This window comes from Proteus sp. G2675 (assembly GCF_963886535.1).
Classification (GTDB): Bacteria; Pseudomonadota; Gammaproteobacteria; order Enterobacterales; family Enterobacteriaceae; genus Proteus; species Proteus mirabilis.
Window position 1 is genome coordinate 193,388 of the sequence record NZ_CAWPCB010000014.1, and the last position, 22,397, is coordinate 215,784.

At 37.7% G+C, this 22,397-nt stretch carries 16 protein-coding genes and 1 pseudogene; 12 read left to right on the top strand and 5 right to left on the bottom strand.

The annotated features are described in order from the left end of the window. Positions 1 to 104: 104 nt before the first annotated feature. Together yedE and yedF are read left to right on the top strand one after the other, a co-directional pair. The gene (gene yedE / locus AACQ49_RS04250) at positions 105 to 1,331 is read left to right on the top strand and encodes a selenium metabolism membrane protein YedE/FdhT (protein ID WP_004245174.1); all 1,227 of its coding nucleotides are present in this window, start codon (positions 105 to 107) and stop codon (positions 1,329 to 1,331) included. Next, positions 1,328 to 1,570 carry a sulfurtransferase-like selenium metabolism protein YedF gene (gene yedF / locus AACQ49_RS04255; protein ID WP_004245173.1) on the top strand — a complete coding sequence of 81 codons (243 nt, stop codon included), beginning with the start codon at positions 1,328 to 1,330 and terminating at the stop codon, positions 1,568 to 1,570. Before yedE ends, yedF begins: the two co-directional genes overlap by 4 nt. An 82-nt stretch (positions 1,571 to 1,652) precedes the next feature. On the opposite strand, the gene rdgC is transcribed toward yedF, so the two are convergent. Beyond that, positions 1,653 to 2,561, bottom strand: coding sequence for a recombination-associated protein RdgC (rdgC, locus tag AACQ49_RS04260; protein WP_004245172.1), 909 nt, complete (start codon positions 2,559 to 2,561; stop codon positions 1,653 to 1,655). A gap of 1,332 nt (positions 2,562 to 3,893) precedes the next feature. Here rdgC and AACQ49_RS04265 point away from each other — a divergent pair. The 4 genes from AACQ49_RS04265 to AACQ49_RS04280 all read left to right on the top strand — a co-directional run bounded on the left by AACQ49_RS04265 (position 3,894) and on the right by AACQ49_RS04280 (position 9,620). Further along, entirely contained in the window at positions 3,894 to 5,078 is a 1,185-nt protein-coding gene (locus tag AACQ49_RS04265) for a porin (RefSeq protein WP_223310093.1), read from the top strand. Positions 5,079 to 5,164: 86 nt separating this feature from the next. Continuing rightward, positions 5,165 to 7,120 (top strand): bifunctional 2',3'-cyclic-nucleotide 2'-phosphodiesterase/3'-nucleotidase, encoded by a 1,956-nt coding sequence (locus AACQ49_RS04270; RefSeq protein ID WP_004248998.1) that lies wholly within the window; start codon positions 5,165 to 5,167, stop codon positions 7,118 to 7,120. An 82-nt stretch (positions 7,121 to 7,202) separates the two neighbouring features. After that, a complete protein-coding gene (locus AACQ49_RS04275; protein ID WP_004245169.1) occupies positions 7,203 to 7,979 on the top strand; it encodes a ribonuclease T2 family protein in 777 nt (258 codons plus the stop codon). A gap of 18 nt (positions 7,980 to 7,997) precedes the next feature. Further along, on the top strand, positions 7,998 to 9,620 hold the full coding sequence (locus AACQ49_RS04280) for a bifunctional metallophosphatase/5'-nucleotidase (RefSeq protein WP_004245168.1): 1,623 nt from the start codon (positions 7,998 to 8,000) through the stop codon (positions 9,618 to 9,620). 313 nt (positions 9,621 to 9,933) lie between these two features. Here the strand turns inward: AACQ49_RS04280 and AACQ49_RS04285 are convergent, their stop codons facing one another. From AACQ49_RS04285 to sbcD, 3 genes are all read right to left on the bottom strand, one after another. Further along, positions 9,934 to 10,533, bottom strand: a complete 600-nt coding sequence (locus tag AACQ49_RS04285; protein ID WP_004245165.1) for a nitroreductase family protein — start codon at positions 10,531 to 10,533, stop codon at positions 9,934 to 9,936. Between the two features lie 129 nt (positions 10,534 to 10,662). After that, a complete protein-coding gene (locus AACQ49_RS04290) occupies positions 10,663 to 14,388 on the bottom strand; it encodes an SbcC/MukB-like Walker B domain-containing protein (RefSeq protein ID WP_161778901.1) in 3,726 nt (1,241 codons plus the stop codon). Beyond that, on the bottom strand, positions 14,385 to 15,617 hold the full coding sequence (gene sbcD / locus AACQ49_RS04295) for an exonuclease subunit SbcD (RefSeq protein WP_004245162.1): 1,233 nt from the start codon (positions 15,615 to 15,617) through the stop codon (positions 14,385 to 14,387). Before sbcD ends, AACQ49_RS04290 begins: the two co-directional genes overlap by 4 nt. A 221-nt stretch (positions 15,618 to 15,838) precedes the next feature. Between sbcD and phoB the strand changes: the two genes are divergently transcribed. From phoB to brnQ, 3 genes are all read left to right on the top strand, one after another. After that, positions 15,839 to 16,528 (top strand): phosphate regulon transcriptional regulator PhoB, encoded by a 690-nt coding sequence (phoB, locus tag AACQ49_RS04300; RefSeq protein ID WP_004249004.1) that lies wholly within the window; start codon positions 15,839 to 15,841, stop codon positions 16,526 to 16,528. 23 nt (positions 16,529 to 16,551) lie between these two features. Continuing rightward, the gene (gene phoR / locus AACQ49_RS04305; protein WP_004245160.1) at positions 16,552 to 17,844 is read left to right on the top strand and encodes a phosphate regulon sensor histidine kinase PhoR; all 1,293 of its coding nucleotides are present in this window, start codon (positions 16,552 to 16,554) and stop codon (positions 17,842 to 17,844) included. Positions 17,845 to 18,341: 497 nt separating this feature from the next. Then, positions 18,342 to 19,679 (top strand): branched-chain amino acid transport system II carrier protein, encoded by a 1,338-nt coding sequence (brnQ, locus tag AACQ49_RS04310; protein WP_161778902.1) that lies wholly within the window; start codon positions 18,342 to 18,344, stop codon positions 19,677 to 19,679. Positions 19,680 to 19,959: 280 nt separating this feature from the next. On the opposite strand, the gene AACQ49_RS04315 is transcribed toward brnQ, so the two are convergent. After that, positions 19,960 to 20,253: a helix-turn-helix transcriptional regulator gene (locus tag AACQ49_RS04315; protein WP_004245158.1), complete on the bottom strand. Its 294-nt coding sequence runs from the start codon at positions 20,251 to 20,253 to the stop codon at positions 19,960 to 19,962. 409 nt (positions 20,254 to 20,662) lie between these two features. On the opposite strand from AACQ49_RS04315, the gene AACQ49_RS04320 reads away from it, so the two are divergent. The 3 genes and pseudogenes from AACQ49_RS04320 to AACQ49_RS04330 form a co-directional block, all read left to right on the top strand. Then, the gene (locus AACQ49_RS04320) at positions 20,663 to 21,136 is read left to right on the top strand and encodes an Hcp family type VI secretion system effector (RefSeq protein WP_004252601.1); all 474 of its coding nucleotides are present in this window, start codon (positions 20,663 to 20,665) and stop codon (positions 21,134 to 21,136) included. Between the two features lie 21 nt (positions 21,137 to 21,157). Beyond that, positions 21,158 to 22,009: a DUF3289 family protein gene (locus AACQ49_RS04325; RefSeq protein WP_004245156.1), complete on the top strand. Its 852-nt coding sequence runs from the start codon at positions 21,158 to 21,160 to the stop codon at positions 22,007 to 22,009. Further along, positions 22,009 to 22,397: pseudogene (locus AACQ49_RS04330) on the top strand (DUF943 family protein); the annotation flags it as partial. The gene AACQ49_RS04325 and the pseudogene AACQ49_RS04330, both read left to right, overlap by 1 nt.

Sequence of the window (22,397 nt, forward strand, 5' to 3'; positions counted from 1 at the left end):
ATCTTAATTCTGATCCTTTGATAAAAATATTTTTGGAGTAACATGTTCGACCAATCCTACTGCGTGGAGAGGGTCTCTCGTGGGGGTAAGTTCTAGGGAAAAACATGTCTTGGTCAGAATTTAAATCTCAATACCTGATCCGTTTCTGGAAGCCTCTTCCGGCGGTTATTGCAGCAGGTATCTTATCTACTTACTACTTTGGTTTAACCGGCACTTTCTGGGCAGTTACTGGTGAGTTTACTCGCTGGGGCGGTCATGTGATGCAATGGTTTGGTGCGCATCCAGAAGAATGGGGTTACTTTAAAATCATTGGTCTTGAAGGGACACCACTCACTCGTATTGATGGGGTAATGATTATTGGGATGTTTGGTGGTTGTATTATGGCAGCACTTTGGGCCAATAATGTCAAACTTCGTCATCCTCAACATAAAGTGCGTATTCTTCAGGCCGTTTTGGGCGGTATTATTGCCGGATTTGGTGCACGTTTAGCCATGGGGTGTAACCTCGCGGCATTCTTTACCGGTATTCCTCAATTTTCATTGCATGCTTGGTTCTTTGCTGTTGCTACTGCTATTGGCTCTTATTTTGGTGCCAAACTTTCATTAATGCCACTATTTCGTATACCGGTAAAACTGCAAAAAGTCAGTAAAGCATCACCTATTACGCAAGATAAACAACGTGCAAAACGTCGCTTTCGATTGGGGATGGTTATCTTTTTTGCCATGATCGCATGGTCATTAATTATTCTATTTGATTCACCCAAACTCGGCTTTGCTATGCTGGGGGGAATTGGCTTTGGGATCTTAATTGAACGTGCACAAATCTGTTTTACTTCCGCATTTCGTGACTTATGGATAACCGGTAGAACGCATATGGCGAAAGCGATTATTATCGGTATGGCGGTAAGTGCGGTGGGTATTTTTAGCTATGTACAATTAGGTGCTGCACCGAAAATTATGTGGGCCGGTCCTAATGCAGTTATTGGTGGTTTGTTGTTTGGTTTTGGTATCGTGCTTGCTGGTGGTTGTGAAACAGGCTGGATGTATCGTGCTGTTGAAGGGCAGATCCACTTTTGGTGGGTAGGCTTAGGTAACGTGATTGGTTCAACAATACTGGCGTATTATTGGGATGATTTTTCTGCGGTACTGGCTACCGACTACGATAAAATCAACCTATTAGATACTTTTGGTCCAGTTGGTGGATTAGCCATCACCTACCTGCTACTTGGTCTCTCTTTTATATTACTACTTTGGTGGGAAAAACATTTCTTCCGCAAAAGAGCGCAACAAGCGCAAGCGCTTTCAACACAAATTAATAAGGAAATCGCATGAACGAGAAAAAAACCATAGTGCCAGATTATCGTCTTGATATGGTCGGTGAGCCTTGTCCTTATCCTGCGGTGGCAACATTAGAAGCGATGCCGTCACTGAAAAAAGGTGAGATCCTTGAAGTGGTGAGCGATTGTCCTCAGTCTATTAATAATATTCCCTTAGATGCGAAAAACTACGGTTATACCGTATTAGATATTCAGCAAGATGGGCCGACAATACGCTATTTAATTCAAAAATAGCGGCGGAATAATTGATAAAAAAACAGCCTGATCATAGCGTGAGATAGGCTGTTTTTTTGTACTATGATATCGGGTGATAAAATTACTCGGCTTCACCACCAAGTACTTCGATAACCCTTTCAATTAGCGCGCTTAGTTCACCTGTCATTAAGACAAAATCGGCATCAAAACGCTGGGCAAAATCGGCTTTATCAATATCATCGTTTTGCTCACGCAAGGTATCACTAAATTTAATGCGCTTGATAGAGCCATCATCACAAAGCATGAATTGCAGGCGATCTTCCCAATCAAGAGAAAGCTTGGTGACAAACTTACCGGCTTCAATATGAGTGGCAATTTCATCAGAGACAAGCTCTTGTTTCTTACAACGTATCACGCCACCTTCTTCTAATACCGCTTTAAGCTCGGCTTCATCCATTAATGTAAAACCAGCAGGGAGTTCACCGGAACGAACCCATTGTGTCATTTTTGATTCGACAGACTCATTAAAATTGAGTGGAACCACGGGTAGCGAACCTAATGTTTTACGCAATAAGGCTAAATTATCTTCGGCACGTTTTGCACTACCTGAATCAACAATCACTAATTGTTTATCTAAATCTAACCAAATAAAGGTTTGTGAGAATTTGCTAAATGCGCGAGGAAGTAACGTGTGGACAACTTCATCTTTTAATGTCGCTTTTTCGGTTTTCTTTAATTTACGACCTTGTTCACCCTCTAACTTTTCAACTTTATCTTGTAGCGCTTGCTTAATGACGGTGGCGGGGAGGATCTTATCTTCTTTCCGTGCGCACATCATGACTTGTTTACCTGCAACATGGATAAGTGCTTCGCCACGATCACCCATAGGTGAAACCCAACCCGTTTTGGTCATATCTTGGCTACTACAAGGGGTGAATGCTAATGAAGCCAGCTGTTGTTCTAACTCATCCATTGACAGCGCTATCTCTTTATTTAAGCGATAGACCAAAATATTTTTAAACCACAGCATCTGACATTCCCCTTAATCATGATTAACAGCAATATGATACTGAATGTTAGCAGTATCTAAAAGGTAATATCCTTTAAAAGAAATTTATTATCGGCTCACAGTATAAAAACAGTGTTCAAGCTGAATCGAATAATTAGTAAAATTACTTTATGAAAATGAGTTTTATTCTTATTTGTTGCTAATTAACTTATCGTTTTACGGGAGAGATAATCTAAATCTCAAGGATTGTCGTAATGTGATAATTATCACGTAGTTGGGTTTTTATCCTATTTTTGAACGCTTTCTTTGCAACACTTTCAGATTTATCTCTGCATTAATTTACAAAAGAAAATTTATCTTGACGATTGGATGTGATTTTTATCACAGTTTTAAGAAAAAGTAACAGGTTGTTTTTCATGGTAACGATGGTGATCTAAATCACAAATATAAATATTTTTTTGCGGAAAATTGACAAAAACGCATAAATAGCCTTTTTATGTTAACTATGGTTATAGTTTAGCTTTAGTTATGATTAATAGAATCCGTCGTTCATAAACAAACATTGATTAGAGATTGTAATTAAACCTTACTCTTGTCCTATCTTGGTTGATATTTTTAGTTAATTATCCTTATAAAGTGTGTAGGTCATTCATTACTGCGAGTTAAATTGTAGTTAAATTTATTTTTAAGCTTATTTAAATAACAAGTAAATATAAAAATAGAAAATTATAGAATTGAGATAATAATATTTAAATCTTTAGGGTTATTTATTTAGTGGTTAAAAATAATACGTCCTTTTAAATATATTAAATAGCAAGGTAAATTTTTTTATTAGCAAAAACATTAGCTATGTAACAAAATGAAATATAAAAGAAAAATTAAAAAATGGTATTTTGAAAAAGTTGATTAAGTTCAAAAAATACGTATCTTTAAGCTTAATTGTGAAGCTCATCACTCAGGTATGTAACCATGAAAATATACTTTGATGTAATTGTGGGCTATATCACGAAAGTTAGGCTTTTTTTTGAGTAACATGCCAGCGAAAATTCAATGCTCTACTCGATTTGTGGATAGAAATAAAAGCAATGCCCTTATTTAAATAGTAATGAGGACATTATTTTTGTGTCTTATTGGTGAATATCTCTGTGTCAAGGAAATTAAAGCCTGTAAGAAAATTAAGTAGAGTAATAATAGCAGTTATAAAAATGAACGGTTGTAAAAGCGATTTTCTTGTTTGAGATCCGTGGCGGCGGCTCTTTGAACTGAAATCAGGGTTAATCATAGACGGCGGTATTATTTTTAACCTTAGAAAGAAAATCATAAAACTATAGAAAATAGATGGGTATTTTAATCATGAAAAGCTTAAAGCCTTTAGCAGCGCTGGTAGGTTTATTGGTTCTGTCGGGATCTGCAAACGCAGTAAATGTGTACAACGATAAAGGTACACGTTTTGATGTTAACGGTCAGTTCCGTTTAAAAACGCAAGTGACTAGCCAAAATCATGAAATGAAAATGAATGATGATGGTAGCCGTATCGGTTTCTTTGGTTCCCATGAACTGACTAACGATATCAAAGTGTTTGGTAAATTAGAGTGGGGTTCAGATACTCAAAAAACCAATAGTGATAACCCTAAATCTAATTTTGAGATGTATAACCGTGTAGGCTATGTTGGTTTTTCTCATCGCGATTATGGACAAATCCAATTTGGCCGTACTTATATCCCGATTGACTGGGTAAAAAAATCAAGCTACGGCTATGGTAATACAGGGGTATTTTACTTTAGTGATGTATTAGGCCGCGCTGTGGGTTATAGCAATGGTTATGCTGATGGTAAAGGGGTTGGTAAAAACAACTTTATGACTCGTTTACCACAAACTATCTTTATTGAAACAAACCGTTATGAAGGGTTTAAGCTTGCAGGTACGATAACGGGTAAAACTGGGGATGATAATACTCGTACTACCGGTGATATTACTCGTGCTTACTCCATTGTTGGTTTTTATAAATCAACCTTCGGTTTAGAGTTTGATGCGGGTTATTCTGCAGCTAAAGGTGAAGCAACCCATAGCAGTAAAAGTACGGTTCGAGGTAAAACACCAGAAAATAGTATCTTAGCATTCGGTGCAGAATACTTCTTCCCTGGTCGCGAATTCTCTATCGGTATCGACTATGGTCAATCTCGTGGGAAAAACTCAGGCTTAACTTTAGCGAGCAATGCCTCAGAAAAAGATTACAGATGGAACTCAGTTAAAGGCGATTGGAAAGCGAATTTATATGGTGTTGGTGTGAAATGGCACTGGGATCGTATCGAAAGTGGTATGTATGCGGGTTATTACCTGCGTGATGGCGATGCTAACACTTTCAACTACAAAAAAGAAACCTATACTGTGGGTGTAGATAAACGTTTTGCGGTATCTAAATACAACAACTTACGTTTATTCGCTGAAATGGCATATGATGATGCTCGTAGCGAAAACCCAGCCTATGAAGATAAAAAACAATATATCTTTGAAACTGGTATGCGTCTGTACTTCTAGTTTTATCAAAGCAAGTATTGTTTGACAGAAGTAATAAAAGGAGAGCAACTGTGCTCTCCTGTTAACCAATATATAAGGGGTGTGTAATGGTTAAGAATGTGTTGAAAATCTCAACATTAGCAATGTTGGTCGCATTCAATGTTAATGCTGCGACAGTCGATCTCCGTATTATGGAGACTTCGGATGTTCACAGTAACTTAATCGACTTTGACTACTTCAAAGACAAACCAACAGAACAGTTTGGTTATGTTCGTACGGCGAATTTAATTAAAGCCGCGAAAGCTGAAGCAACCAATGCGATTTTAGTGGATAACGGTGACTTGATCCAAGGTAGTCCACTGGCTGACTATCAAGCAGCTAAAGGCTTAGAGAAAGGGGAAGCTCATCCAGCGCACCAGTTAATGAATACCATGGGGTATACCGTAGGTAACTTTGGTAATCATGAATTTAACTATGGTTTAGATTACCTGAAAAAAGCCATTGCGGGCGCTGAATTCCCATATATCAATGCCAATATCATGGATGCGAAAACAGGCAAAAACTATTTCACACCTTATATCATTGTTGATACACCAGTAAAAGATCGTGATGGCAAAGAGCACACTATCAAGATTGGTTATATCGGCTTTGTACCACCACAGATTTTAATCTGGGATAAAGCCAATCTGGATGGAAAAGTCGTTGTCAATGATATTACAGAAACAGCGAAAAAATTCGTTCCTCAAATGAAAAAAGAGGGTGCGGATCTGATTGTGGCTATCCCTCACTCTGGTTTCTCTTCTGAACCTTATAAAGCTATGGCTGAAAACTCAGTCTATTATCTGAGTGAAGTTGATGGCATTAACGCTATTATGTTTGGTCATGCTCACGGCGTATTCCCAAGTAAAGAATTTGAAGGCATTAAAGGTGTTGATGTTGCTAAAGGCACTGTAAATGGTGTTCCAGCAGTAATGCCAGGCCAATGGGGTGATCACTTAGGTGTTGTCGATATGGTTATCAATAACGACAGCGGCAAATGGGTGATGACCCAAGCAACAGGTGAAGCGCGTCCTATCTTTGATAAAGCAAACAAAAAAGCATTAGTTGAACGTGATGCCGAGTTAGCGCAAATCATTGAAAAAGCACACCAAGGTACTCGTGATTTCGTCGGAAAACATATTGGTAAAGCGTCAGCTAATATGTATAGCTTCTTAGCTTTAGTACAAAGTGATCCAACGGTACAAATCGTTAACGATGCACAGGTTGATTATACTAAACACTTTATTCAAGGTGATCCGAACTTAGACGGCCTGCCAGTATTAGGTGCAGCAGCACCATTTAAAGCCGGCGGACGTAAAAATGCACCTGCAGACTTCGTTGAAGTAGAAAAGGGTGACTTAACATTCCGTAACGCAGCAGACTTATATCTGTATCCAAATACATTAGTGGTTGTAAAAGCAACCGGTGCAGATGTTGTTGAGTGGTTAGAATGTTCAGCGGGTATGTGGAACCAAGTTGATCCTAACTCAACCAAACCACAATACTTAATCAACTGGGATGGTTTCCGTACTTATAACTTCGACACTATCAGTGGCGTAGAGTATAAAGTTGATTTAACTCAGCCTGCTAAATATGACGTTGATTGCCAAGTTGTCAATAAAGATGCAAACCGTATCAAAAATGTCACTTACCAAGGCAAACCTATCGATCCTAAAGCAACTTTCTTAATTGCAACCAATAACTATCGTGGATACGGTGGTAAATTTGCGGGTACAGGTGAAAGCAATATCGCCTTTGCATCACCAGATGAAAACCGTGCAATTTTAGCTTCTTATATTGCTAAGCAAACGAAAGAAAATGGCGAAGTTGCAACAAAAGCTGCGAATAATTGGTCTTTCTTACCGATTAAGACAGATAAACAATTAGATGTTCGCTTTGAAACTTCACCAAGTGAAAAAGCCGCTAACTTTATTAAAGATTTTGCTCAGTATCCAATGACCTTTGTGGAAAATGACGATATCGGTTTTGCAATTTACAAAATCGACCTAACTGAGAAGAAATAATCTTATAGACCTGTCCATTCGGGCAGGTCGTTCTCATGTTTTGGCGTGAAAGAGTGCAGTTATTGCTCTTTAAGGGGATTTTATGCGCTTTATAAAGCTATTACCTGCTATTTTAGCTGTTATTTTAGCGGGTTGTGTGACACAAGCACCTGAAGTTAAACAACCATTAAAACCGCAAGCAAAATTAGTTGAAGGCGTATCTTGTATTTTACCTGATGCACCTACTGCCAATTATGACTATATTGCGACAAATGATCGTTATGGTCAAAATAGTAAAGCATCAACAGATTACTTTAAATTAGCCATTAATTACTCACCGGCTTTTTGTGATTATAAAAAAAATAATATTAAGCGTTTAAATAACGATAACGAAAAAGAGCGTGCTAAACGCGAATTCGATAAATTTGAAATCCAGTGTTTCTCAGATAATAAATTTGGCTGGATTGTTCATGGGCTATGGGCTGAAACCTGCGATGGTAAATCATGGGATGAATGCCGTGACTGGAAAGACATACGCAAGCATCCTCGTTTATGTAAAGGGGATTTACCACCATTAGAATACTCAGCGATTAAACCTTACTTATGTTCATCACCGGGTATTGACTTATTGCAAGGTGAATGGGAAAAACATGGCGTTTGTGCCTTTGATACGCCAGAAGCATTCTTTGGTCAGCAACAAGCGTTATTTGACGCATTAGTGTTACCAGAAGGCCGCCCTTCAAATAGTGAATTGATTAAGTTCTTAAAAGAAAATAATCCATCATTGAAGGATAAAGAAATTCAAATTAATCGAGATGAATTCTATATTTGTTATAGCAAAGATTTCGAAGTGATTGATTGTCCGAAACGTGAATATTGATCTAGGGATAAAACTTAAATGAACCATAAATATAAACTCGTAGCCCTTGCAGTAAGCTCCGTCTTATTAGCAGGTTGTGCTAAAAATTATGACGAAGCGAACGTCGTTGATGTCCGTGTGATTGCACTCAATGACTTCCATGGTGCATTAAAAGCACCAGGTCCAAACAAGCCTGGTGGTATTGAGCATATGGCTACGCTGGTCAAAGAGCTGAAAAAAGATAACCCAAATAATATTGTGGTAGCTGCCGGTGATATGGTTGGTGCTAGCCCACTGTTATCTTCAATGTTCCATGATGAGCCAACTATTGAAGCGCTGTCATTAGCAGGTTTAGAAGCAACTTCAGTGGGTAACCACGAATTTGATAAAGGTATGGGTGAGTTACTGCGTAAGCAAAACGGTGGTTGCCATCCAGTTACAGGTTGTCAAGGTCCTACTGAATTTAAAGGTGCTGATTTCCAATATTTAGCGGCTAACGTGACTGTTAACGAAACAGGTAAAACGTTATTCCCTGAATATGTGATTAAAGAGTTCAATGGTATTCCGGTTGCCTTTATTGGTTTAACTTTAGAAGGTACTGCGGCTATCGTGACACCAAAAGGAACTGAAGGTTTAAGCTTCCACAATGAAGCAAAAACAATCAACGCTTTAGTGCCTAAGTTACAAGCTCAAGGTGTACAGGCGATTGGTGTTCTGATCCACGAAGGTGCTGCACAGCGCCGTGATGGTGGTCCAGTAAATATCAACGCATGTAATGGTATTACAGGTAAAGTACTTGGTGTGGTTGAACAATTAGATCCAGCGGTTGACTTTGTTGTAACGGGTCATACTCACCAAGCTTATAACTGTACTATTAACGGTAGATCAGTGACTTCTGCACAATCTAATGGCGCAATGTTAACGCGTATCGACCTGAAATTAGATAAAACAACGAAAGATGTTGTTGATGTAGAAGCGCGTAATATTTGGGTTGATAACCGCAAATATGAAAAAGATCCTGCTGTCACTAAACTGTTAGAAGCTTACGAGAAAATTGCTACACCATTAGCGAACCGTATTATTGGTAAACTAGAAGGTAACTTAACCAAGCAAACTAACGATGCAGGCGAATCGGGTCTAGGTCAAGTTATTGCTGATGCCCATTTATATACGGCAAAACCAAAAGATATGGGTGGCGCACAAATCGCCTTAATGAACAGTGGCGGTATTCGTGCTGATATGACGGGTGGTGATGTTTCTTATAACGCTATTTATACCGTACAACCATTCTCTAATGTACTGTTAACACAAACATTAACGGGTGAGCAGATCAAACGCTTATTAGAGCAACAGTGGGATCGTTCACGTCCACAAGTATTAGCGGTATCGGGTAATTTCCAATATACATGGGACAGCAAAGCACCTGTTGGACAACGTGTGATTGTTGAATCAATGCGTATTGATGGTAAGCCTGTGGATATGAAAGCGAATTACCGTGTAGTTGCAAATGAATACTTAGCAACAGGTGGTAGTAACTTCTCTGTACTGAAAGAAGGTAAAGATCCGGTTTACAGCGTGCCAGATGTTGATGCAGTAGTGAAATACTTTGCTGAGCAGTCACCTATTGCTCAACCAAAAGCGAACAACATTACTCGTAAATAACATATTTTCATACGCCTTGTGAAAATAGCACCTCTTACGAGAGGTGCGTAACTAAATAAAGAGAGCAAAGTGTTGAACACAAAGGGTCCATCCCTACCTTTGTATTCATTACGCACTTTGCTCTTTTTTTTATATTTTTTTACTCATGGGTTGCCAATAAGCTGGAACTGTATTTATTACATATAGGCTCTCATGAAAATTTTTATTGCTCCCTTTATTATTTGTCGTGGGCAAAAAAAAGCCCACAGAGGCTGTGGGCAAGGAATGAAAATAAAAAGAGGGTATTTGGATCAGATGTCTATATTAAAGTCTATTATTTGAAGATTTTAAAACGAGCGTCATCTTCAATATAATTTTTCTCACTTGCTTCTTGTTCGATAGAGCCAAAGACCATTTGTGCTCTTAATTTCCAATGGCGAGGAATATCCCAAGTTGCGTGAACTTCATCATCAATAATTGGATTGTAGTGTTGCAGTGATGCCCCTACATTTTCAGCCGCAAGGGCAGTCCAGACAGAAAGCTGAGCCATACCACTGGCTTGCTCTGACCAAACAGGAAAGTTTTCAGCATACAGTGGGAACTGCTCTTGAAGCCCTTTAACGATATCAGTATCTTCAAAATAAAGGATGGAGCCTGCACCGGCAGCAAAGCTATTAATTTTGGCCTCTGTTGCGCTAAATGCATCCGCAGGGACTAATTTTTTCAGAGTATCTTTAACGATATTCCATAATTTCTGGTGTTGTTCACCAAATAAAACGACAACACGAGAAGTTTGTGAGTTAAATGCGCTAGGGCTTTCTTTAACCGCTTCTTTGATGATCGTAGCAACTCTGTCTTCGCTAATAGGCAGTTGATTACCTAAATGATAAATTGTTCTACGTTTTTTCATTAATTCTGTGAATGCGTTAGACATGCTTATCTCCTTGATAAATATAAGCGTTTAAAGCTGTTTAGCCTGAGCTAATCTATGCACATACTATAGACGCTGTGGGTGATTTATTGATATCTAAAAATTTTAACCACTTACATCAAATTATTAGAGCTAGTCTTTAACTGATTGATTTTCATTGCTCTTATTACCATATCTAAACTCAGGTGCTAGCTGACTTATTCCTAAACCCCCCGCTTTTTTCACTTTTATTTGTACCGGAATACGCTCTTTCATCGCTTCAACATGACTGATCACACCAATAATTTTGCCAGAAGCATTAAGGCTATCTAAGGCATCTAAAGCAATATCTAGTGTATCAGGATCGAGGGTGCCAAAGCCTTCATCTAAAAAGAGTGACTCAATTTGCGTCTTATTACTGACTAAATCAGATAACGCTAAGGCAAGGGATAAGCTGACTAAAAAACTCTCTCCACCAGAAAGTGTACGTGTATCGCGTAGAGCATCTGCTTGCCATGTATCGGCAATCTGTAATTCAAGGCTACCTGTCGTTTTGCGTTGTAAAAAGTAACGACCATGTAGTTTTTCTAAGCGACGATTAGCCAGATAGATAAGATGGTCGAGGGTTAACCCTTGGGCAAAGCGACTAAATTTATCACCAGATGCAGAGCCAACTAACTCATTTAAATAACTCCAATCATCATAATGCGCTTGCTGTTTGGCTATTTGCGCTAATAGTGTTTGTTGCTCTATCCGTTTTTCATCATCTTGGCGTAATTGTATTTGCAGACTAAATAGTGTTTCTTGCAACGCTTTGTGTTGCTTTGCTAAGTCGTCTAAATGGATATTACATTGCTCAGCAGTACATTGGGTTGAGAGTAATGGTTGTTGTAATAAATGTTGTTGATAGGCTTTTTCTTGAGTCTCAAGGCGCGTTTTTTCTTGTAAAAGTTTATCAAGTCGCTGTTTTTGCTGCTCTTGTAGACGTGTTCTTTCCTCTACCGATAATAGAGAGGCTAAAAAGTCATTTTCATCGTCAAAAAGACTCTCTTTTAACGCGTGTTGATAGTGTTCAGTGGCTTGTTGTGCTTGTGTTATTGCTCGTTGTAGGGCTTTTTCATTCTCTTGATATTGGCCAATTAATTGATTAAGTCGGTTTTCTAGTTGGTTTTTTTCTTGAGTATATTGCTCAATCTGGGTTTGTAAAAATTGGCTATGTTTATCAAGTTCACTACGTACCTGCTCTACAGATTGTGAACCAAATAAGGCTTGTCGTTGATCCTGCCATTGTGTTTGTTGGTGCTGTTGTTGGCTTAATTTTGCTAATAGCGCCTCAAGTTCAGCCTGTTTTTCTGCTAAATAACGTTTTTTTTCATTTTGCGTCACTTGCTGTTCACGTAGGCTTTGTTGTAATAGCTGAAGCTCTTTTAACTGACTTTGATATTGCTGGTGCTCTTGTTGACGAGCTGCCAACCATGGCGTGAACTGCTCAAATTCAGGGAGTGTATAGCCTTGTTTTTCAATCGCTGACTGAATATGTTGTGCTAATTGTTGTTGCTGTTGGTGCAAGTGCTCGTTTTGTTGCTGATAGGTTTTGATTGTTTTTTGCAAATAATCTAAATCATTTTGCTGTTGCTTAACCGATTGTTGTTGTTGATTAAATTGCTCTTTTGCATTGAGAAAATGCGTATTCTTTTGATGTGTTTGGGCTTCTAATTGCTGATAACTGTCAAGTTTTTCTGTGAGAATAAGCTCTTGCTGATTTAATGATTGTTCTAATGTCAGTAAGTTATCTGCATCATCAACTAACGGTAAATGGTGTGCTTGTGCTAACGTCTGCCACTGTTGGGTCAGTACGCTATTCTCTTGGGTTAACTGAGCGATATTGTCACTCAAGGTGCTATTTTGTGAGCCATAGTTTACCAGTTGGGTTCGCTGTTCGGCTAAGGTGACGGTGAGTGAATGCACCTGCTGTTGTAATGCTTCTAAACGTAGCTTTGTCTCATCTGGTTTGATGTCATGATAGGTTTCTACATAAGGATGTTGTGTTGAGCCACATAGAGGGCAAGGTTTATCTTTCAGTAAACGTGCGCGCTCTTGCTCATATTCGGCGACTTTTTGTAGCAAAAGATAGTTATCATTTAAATCTTTAAGATGTTGTGCTTTCTCTTTTAGTGCCAGATCATTTTCTGCAATCGTTTGGGTTAGAGTCGCTATTTTTTGCTGATTTTCACTCAATGTAGTTTGATAATGTTGCTGCTCTTTGCCATTACGTTGTAATTGAGTGTGTAAATTTATAATTTTTGTCAATGCATTTTTTTGCAGATTAATTTGTTGTAATCGCGGTTTTATTTCATCGGGTTTGTCTGCTTTTTGACGCGCTTCCAATTGTGTTTGATAAGATTGTAGTTGCTGTTGCTGTAAATTAAGTTGCTCTTGTTGGGTGGCTAATGTTTGGGTAGCTTGTTGTAATGCTTTTTCCAAACTTATGACTTTTTCCTGCTCTGCTGTTTCTCGTTTTTGGTTGGCAAGATATTGGCTTGATATTTCATTATATTGCTGAAAATAGTGTTGCCATAAGGGTAGATTTTCCGCAAGTTGTGCATGATAGGCGTGTTGTGTTAAGTCGTTATTTAATTGATTAACTTGTTGTTGTGTGGTGATTAATTTTTTCTCGGCTAACTGAGAATGTTGCAGATATTCAGCGCATATTTTTTCTAATTTATGCTTGTGTTGGTTATTAGTACTAATTTCTTGTTGTAACAGCACCAATTGATTATCTAAAGGCAGTACCTTCTCACGAATTAACTGTAAAGTGTGCTGTTTTTTCTCATGATGCGTTTTTAATTGTTCATGAAAGTCTGCCAATTTTTTATTGATAGGTAGGCTTTGTTGTTCAATGGCCTGTTTTTCTGTTTTTAAGCTTGTTAACTGTGTTGCTAAATAGTTTTGCTCTGTAAGACGACGATTTTTTTCATCATAAAGAGGGCGAATTTTTTCTGCTGGCTCATTTTTTTCTAAGCGTTGAATATCGGGTTGAGCAATAATTAATGCCTGTTGAGCCTCATTGAGTCCCGCTTGGGCTGATTGTTGTTGCTGCTGAATTTCTAGCGCTTTTTCTTGCCATTGCTTAGCAACTTGGTATTCCTGTTGTTCTTTTTGTAACCTTGTTATTTGTGTTTGAATATTGGCTTGTTGTGTTAATAGCTCTTGGCGTGTTGTTGCATCCAATAATGCCATCATTTGAGCTTGTTGTTTTAGCGTATTTAAAGCCTGCTCTTCCTCGCGCCAATGTTTAAAAATTGTTTGTGAAATATGGCGATAGATATCTGTACCAGTAAGCTCTTCAAGTAGCTCTGCACGAGATTTATCATCAGCGTTGAGAAATGCAGCAAATTGCCCTTGTGATAACAACATGGATTTAGTGAAGCGATCGAAATCTAATCCGGTGATCGAGATTATTTTTTCTTTTACTTGGCTAATTTTATTGGCTAAAACTTTATCTTCACCGCCTAAACGATTAATTTTTGCTAACTCAGCCTGTGGGGCTTGTAAGTTTCCCTCTTCTTTATAATTAGCACGACGTTGTTCCCAAAATGCCCGATAAGCAACCCCTTTAACTTCAAATTCCACTTCAGCTAAACATTCTGCAGTGTGACGAGTCATTAATTCATTTTGAGATTGGGTTACTTTATCTAAGCGTGGCGTTCTGTGATATAACGCTAAACTAATTGCATCTAAGAGCGTGGTTTTACCCGCACCTGTCGGGCCTGTAATGGCAAATAGTCCATTGCTAACAAAAGGCTCTTGATCAAAGTTAATTTTCCATTCGCCTTTGAGTGAGTTAATGTTTTTAAAGCGCAGACTTAAGATTTTCATCGTGCGTTGTTATCCTCTTGCTCTGCCATTTCAACCGCTTGCTTAAAGAGTGTGGTTAACCGTGTTTTGTCTTCCTCGGTTTCAAACTGGTGTTGAGCTAAGCGCCTTTCAAATACATCATATACAGTCAGTTCAGTTAGGGTTTCTTTCTCATTTTGCATCAGTGCTTGACGTTGTTTTCTCGCTCTTCTTAATACGATCACTTCAAAGAGTGGCGATTGAGTTAGCTCTTGAATACGGGTTTGAATATCACTGAGATAATCTTGAGTTGAAACTTCAATATCTAGCCAAATCGTGGTATCCATTTCATTATATTGTGTTGCTAACTTTTCGAGTTGTGTGGCAATTTCTTGTAACGAGCCTGAAAGAGTGCGTAATAGCTGAAACTCAGGGATGGGTAATAGTGTCATTTCCGCTAACTTATCTTGCTCAAAATCGATAAGACAAACACTTTTCTGTTGTGCACTTTCATCAAAACTTAATGGAATAGGTGAACCACTGTAGCGAATATGACCCGATTTATTGACGCGCTGTGGACGATGAATATGACCAAGGGCGATATAATCAAATGGAGGAAATAGGGTTGCGTTAAAGGCTTCTAATGTGCCGATATAAATTTCACGTACCGAATCGCTAACACTGGCGCCAATCGTTGTCAGATGCCCTGTGGCAATGATAGGGATGTTAACATTGAGTTGTTTTCGTAAGTCAAGCGCGGCTTGATATTGGCGTTGATAATAATCTGCGATCGCTTCTTTTAAAGCGCCCTGTTTGTCTGCTCCCGATTGCCCACTTTTGCTATTTATCATATCTCTAGGGCGTAAATAGGGGATTGCACAAAGTAATGCTCCAGGTGTGTGATTTTTTTGATAAAGAATAATAGGGGCTTGTGGGGTTTCAGTGTGAACATTAGCAATGACGGTGGTATTTAAACATGCTAACAGTGATTTAGATTCATTTAGCGTTGCCACAGAATCATGATTACCCCCTAAAATAATCAGTTGGCACTGAGTATCTCTTATTGCGACGACAAATCGATTATAAAGTTCTCGGGCATAACTGGGGGGGGAGCCAGTATCAAAGATATCCCCTGCAACAATAACTGCATCAACTTGTTGTTCACGGATTTGCGCTAATAGCCAATCGAGAAATTGTTGGTGCTCTTGGGCGCGAGTTTTTGTAAAAAAATATTGTCCTAAATGCCAATCTGAGGTGTGAATAATCCGCATTGCTATCCCTTAATGTTAACTGCCGTCAGTATAGCGCACCTTACTTTTTTAGTGAAAATCCACCTATGAGCTACGTATTTTGAGTGAAATTACACCAATTTTAGCCTTATTTACCTTAACAATGACACTGTATTCCAGTATTGTCATAGTCAGTCATAAATCTGTCATAAAAGTGCCTCATAATCATTATGACCCTCTATATAAATAACACAGGATAGAGTATGGCAAGGCGTATTCTTGTTGTTGAAGATGAAACCGCAATTCGAGAGATGATCTGTTTTGTATTAGAGCAAAATGGTTTTCAGCCTATTGAAGCTGAGGACTATGATACTGCATTGAGTTTTCTGATTGACCCTTACCCTGATCTGGTTTTATTAGATTGGATGATCCCCGGAGGCTCGGGTATCCAAGTGATTAAACAGATGAAGCGTGAAAATAATACCCGTGATATTCCTATTATTATGCTAACAGCAAAAGGGGAAGAAGAAGATAAAGTCAAAGGTCTCGAAACAGGCGCAGACGACTATGTGATTAAACCTTTTTCGCCTAAAGAGCTGGTGGCTCGGGTAAAGGCTATTTTACGACGATTGTCACCGATGTCGGCAGAAGATGTGATTGAATTTAATGGATTAAGTCTTGATCCTGTTTCACATCGAGTTACCAGTCAAGATAAACCCATTGATATGGGGCCTACCGAATTTAAACTTCTCCACTTTTTTATGACCCATCCCGAACGTGTATATAGCCGAGAGCAGTTGCTAAACTATGTTTGGGGCACCAATGTTTATGTCGAAGATCGTACTGTCGATGTACATATTCGTCGATTGCGTAAAGCTATAGAGCAAGATGGCCATGACCGAATGATACAAACGGTACGAGGAACGGGATATCGTTTCTCTGCTCGATTTTGAGTTGATAAGGGAGTAATTAACTGGTGTTAGAACGACTCTCATGGAAAGCCCTCGTGTGGGGGCTATTTCTATTTTGTTTACCTGCCTTTGTATTATCACTATTTATCGGCCACCTTCCTTGGTTGCTCGTGGTCTCATTACTGAGTGCCTTGATATGGCACGCCTATAATTTAATGAAATTATCTAAATGGTTATGGCTCGATAGATCGGTATTACCCCCAGAAGGGAAAGGGGGCTGGGAGCCTATTTTTTATGGTATACGACAAACACAGCAACGTAACCGTAAACGCCGTCGAGAATTAGGTGATTTAATTAAGCGTTTTCGTAGCGGGGCGGAGAGCCTACCAGATGCCGTTGTGATGATCACTAATGAAGGAAATATCTTTTGGTGTAATAGTCTTGCTCAGCATCTTCTAGGCTTTCGTTGGCCTGATGATAATGGACAAAATATTTTTAATTTATTGCGCTATCCCGATTTTTTACATTATTTCACCGTCGCCGATTTTAGCCGCCCTTTAACTATTGCATTAAATAATGGTGCGATTGTTGAATTTCGGGTAATGCCTTATGCGGATGATCAACGTTTAATGGTTGCTCGCGATGTGACCGAGAAGAATAAGTTAGAAAATTCGCGACGTGATTTTTTTGCTAATGTGAGCCATGAATTAAGAACACCTTTAACGGTTATTCAAGGCTATCTTGAGATGATGGAAGAGAATACCGCAGAAAACCCGGCTGAACATAAAGTGATTAAGACCATGCAAGAGCAAGCAAAGCGTATGGACTTATTAGTACAACAACTGTTACAGCTTTCACGTATTGAATCTGCGCCTCATATTGATTTGAACACGGTTGTCGATATGCCTGCGCTATTAAGCGTGCTTGAGCATGACGCGCACTCATTAAGCCAAGAACAACAAAATATCATCTTTGATATTGACCATAAATGGGCTGTTCGTGGTAATGAAGAGCAATTGCGTAGTGCCGTATCTAACCTTGTCTATAACGCCATAAATCATACCCCTGAGGGTACGACTATTCGCGTGAGTTGGAAAAAAGTACCACAAGGTATGTTGTTTAGTGTGTCAGATAATGGGCCGGGTATCAGTGCTGAACATTTAACGCGCTTAACCGAACGTTTTTATCGTGTAGATAAAGCGCGCTCCCGCCACACCGGTGGTACAGGGCTTGGATTGGCGATTGTCAAAAAGTCCTTACAACATCATCACTCAATACTGAATATTGAAAGTAAAGTCGGTGTAGGAAGCACTTTTTCTTTTATCATGCCGCAAACATTGTTAACAGAAAAAAAATAATTTCGTTTTTATCCTTATTTTATTAGTACCTTTATTACCTATTTTTAAAAGAGGTGATAAAGGTCTTTTTGTCATATACCCATCAAATCAATATCAATAAAATCTAATATCGTAGCGTTAAATTTTAATATTATTAATTAATGGGAACTTTAATTGATGGCTAGATTACTGTTTGGTGAGTAAAAAATATACAAATCATATCGGGGATAATTGGCGATATATAACAGTTATCACTGGCCTGAAAAAATACTTTAGATGATTATTCTGCTTTTTAGATCAGCTATTGCCTTTTTTCATTATAAAAGTTTTACTTGTGAGCAGTTATCGGCGCTTTTTTCTATTTAATATGTAATTGCTCTGTGTAAAATGATTATTCTTAAATATTATTCTGAATAACCCATCATGAAGCAAAATAGATACTGCTGATATTTTTGTTGTATTTACTTTATATAGTAAATGTAAATTAACCATCTAATAACGATATATTAACAAATCTTATGGCACATCGATTAACTTCCAGAGACATTCTGGCATTAGGTTTTATGACTTTTGCTCTATTTGTTGGAGCAGGGAATATTATTTTTCCCCCGATGGTGGGGTTGCAATCAGGGGAGTTTGTTTGGACTGCGGCCATTGGTTTTTTGCTAACCGGAGTTGGCTTACCTGTGCTAACAGTGGTGGCATTAGCGAAAGTGGGAGGGGGAATTGAAGCATTAAGCACCCCCATTGGTAAATCTATGGGACTTTTATTAGCAATAGTCGCTTATCTTGCTGTCGGCCCTTTATTTGCCACCCCTCGAACCGCAACGGTCTCTTTTAAAGTTGGCATTGCTCCTTTAGTGGGTGATAGTGATATTGCCTTACTTATTTATAGTGTCATTTACTTTTTAATTGTTATCGGTATTTCACTGTATCCGGGAAAATTACTTGATAGTGTTGGTCACATTCTGGCACCGATTAAAATTTTAGCCTTAGCTGTATTAGGTTTAGCTGCGCTATTTTGGCCAGCAGGAACGCCGATCCCCGCTACACAAGCATATCAAGATATGGCATTTACCCAAGGTTTTATTAATGGCTATCTTACCATGGATACGTTAGGCGCGATGGTCTTTGGTATTGTTATTGTCAATGCGGCCCGCTCAAGAGGGATTGATAATTCGTCTTTATTAACACGTTATACTATGTGGGCGGGAATTATCGCGGGTGTGTTATTAACGGCGATTTATCTTAGTTTATTTAAGCTTGGTTCTGCTAGCGGCAGCATTATTCCAGAAGCAAAAGATGGCGCAGATATTTTACATGCTTATGTGCAACATACTTTCGGTAATTTTGGTAGTTTCTTTTTAGCTCTGCTTATTTTCTTAGCTTGTATGGTGACAGCGGTAGGTTTAACTTGTGCTTGTGCGGAGTTTTTTAGCCGCTATTTGCCTATTTCTTATCGTACATTAGTATTGATTTTGGCTGTATTTTCCGCGGTAGTCTCTAATCTTGGTTTAAGTAAACTGATTGCGTTCTCTATTCCTGTTCTGGTGATGATTTATCCTCCTTGTATTGTGATTCTTCTGATGAGTTTCACTTTACGTTTTTGGCATAATCCAAGCCGTATTATTGCCCCTGCAATGGCAATAAGCTTATTTTTTGGCATTTTTGATGCCATTAAAGCGTCCGATCATTTAAAACATTTATTACCGGATTGGGCGGCTAAATTACCATTAAGTGAGCAAGGATTAGCGTGGTTAATTCCTGTATTAGTGACTATTGTTATATGCGCTATTTACGATAAAGTAGCTGGCTCACAACATAAAAAAGTGATCCACTCTGGGATAAACAAATAAGCTAAAATACATTAAATTAAAATCTAAAAGGGAAACGGAAGTTTCCCTTTTTTACGAAATTAAAGTAAGTGTTGATTTTCTTTTAGGCGATTAGTAAGCGTTTTATCAATATCAGCACGAACGGAATTTGAAACGTCATACTCTTTAGCTAACGATGAGAATTGACTAATAATATCAACAGTATGATGGATATACGTTTGTGCTTGTTGCCAACTTTCAAAACCAGCTATTTCTGCAAGATGTTTGATTATGTTTAATGGTGGTTGTTTACCATGTTAGCTTAAAATTCATCTTGTAATACCTCTTCAATGGTTCTTGGTATACGAGGCTTATTGGCTTTTTTAGGGTCAACAACGGCATAAAGGTTATTTAAATCATCAAGACACTGCCAAAGTAACAGTAGTTGTCGTAATGAAATTTTGCCTTGTAACTCAAATTTTTTAATTGTTGATGCAGGGACGGTACTGCGCTCGGCAAGATGTTCCCGAGACCATTTTTCTTTTTCTCGTCGTTTTCGTAAATGAGTAGCAAAAGCTCGACTAACATCAATATCGGTAAGTAATGAGAGTTTCATTATTAGCTCTAAACATAAAATGGACACTATAATGTCCAATTATAGCATAATATGGCATAATTGGATATTATAGTGTCCATTTTTACAAGCTAACTTCTGTGAGGATTTTTACTAATTATAAGCATTCAGTAAAATTATTCATTGCAACGGGGTGCTGTTTTTCATCTAAATAGTAGTAAGTACTCACCACAATATTATCTTCATCTATAAAAAGTTATATTAAACATAGAGAGTAATACCAGCGAATATATTTTATTGGTAAGTTGCTAAATAATCATCACCCATGTTGTTTCTAATACACTCCATTAATACCTATAGTAGGTTACTTGTATGTTTTTTTATCATAATACTATACTAGCAGTATTGCTTTAGAGTGTTTAAAACTGCTCATAATCAAGGTGAATTAATCATGGCTAATAATATTTACTTACGTTTAAATGGAAATAAACAGGGCTTAATTTCAGCAGGGTGCTCTACTTGGGACTCAATAGGAAATAAATATCAAGAAAACCATACTGATGAGATATTAGTAATAGCTTCTTCATTCAATATAAACAGAGCCCAAAATCTGAGCCACCATCCAATGTCAATTACCAAACATGTCGATAAATCAACGCCTTTACTCATTGTCGCCATCACAAATAATGAAATATTAAGATGTGAACTTGATTACTATCGAACCTCCGCTACTGGTTCACAAGAAAAATATATGACTGTTGTTTTAACTAATGCATCAATTGTTAATTATTCCCAGGTGAATGCCAGCACAATAACTCAAAGTGATTCATTACCCAGTGAAATAATTACAATACACTATGAAAGTATTACATGTAATCACATCATGGCTGGTACGTCGGGATATAGTATCTCAAGTACAATTTAAGAGTTTATACAAGGCAGAATTATGTCAGCGATAATTACTCCATTGGTTATATACCAAACTCAAAGACGTATGGATGATTACAGTGCAGATGATATGCGTTACGGAGATTTGAGTGGAGATCAGCTACGAAATCAATTTAATTTGCGTGATGTTTCAATGAGAGTAAATCCATACACTTTCCAAACAATAGAAAATGATGGATTTTTTAATAAAGTCTATGATGCGAATAATCATAACATAGTGATATCAAAAATAGGAAAAGCTGAATGTGCACAAATCTTGTTTGATGAATTTCGCCATTTATCATCAATGTTTGCCTTCCGTAGTCCTTATGCGATCCTTATTAATAAAATGATAACTCATATGCAATTTAATGATGGCGCACCTTATAATGATCCTTTATTAAACGATGCTATCAGAGAGCAAATTTTAGAAGATGATTCTGATAATAGTTCATTACTGAAAATAAGAGACGTTTTTAATAAATCTATTAATTGGAATACTCGAAGTATAAAAGACCGTATTGATATTCACTTGGTGCTAAAAAGTTATATAGGCGATAGCGTGCTTCCTAAATTCGATCGTCTTGAGGATAGAGTGAATGGATTGGGGATTACCGTACATGACACTTGGTCAACGACCATTACTTTACAAAAGCTAGAAATTTACAATGATTATTGTGATGCAATTATTCATTATAAAATTCAAGATCATTTTGGTTTAGATAGTAATGATATTATGTCTGCTCTTTATCATAATTTCAGATTTTTTAGAATTTGGTTTGTATTACAGCGATATGACAAATTAGGCTTTAAACCGTTTATGACCAATATGGAAGCGACTATTAATATAAAAATTCGGAGTCCAAAATAATGGCTTTTAAATATAAAATAACAATAATCATATTTTTGCTATCTTTTATTTTTTTTGTAGTGTATGAGTTTTTTATTCCCGTTAAAGTTATGGGAGTACATAAAGATACGTATACTACCTCTATTCTGGTTGAGGATTTTCCGATAACTGATTATGGAAAAATACTATGGTGGAAAAAAAATAAGGTTATCTTAGATGAACAGTATAATTTATTTAAAGCTAAAGATAGCTCCTTCTATATTTATATATGAAATTATGGTGATGGATATTTAGAAGAAGGAAAATACGATCGATTATGTTTTACTGAAATTAAAAGTAACAAAAAATGTATAGAAAAAGATAAAGTGATGTCAATAATGTATTCTTTAAATGAAGAGGAAATTAGGAT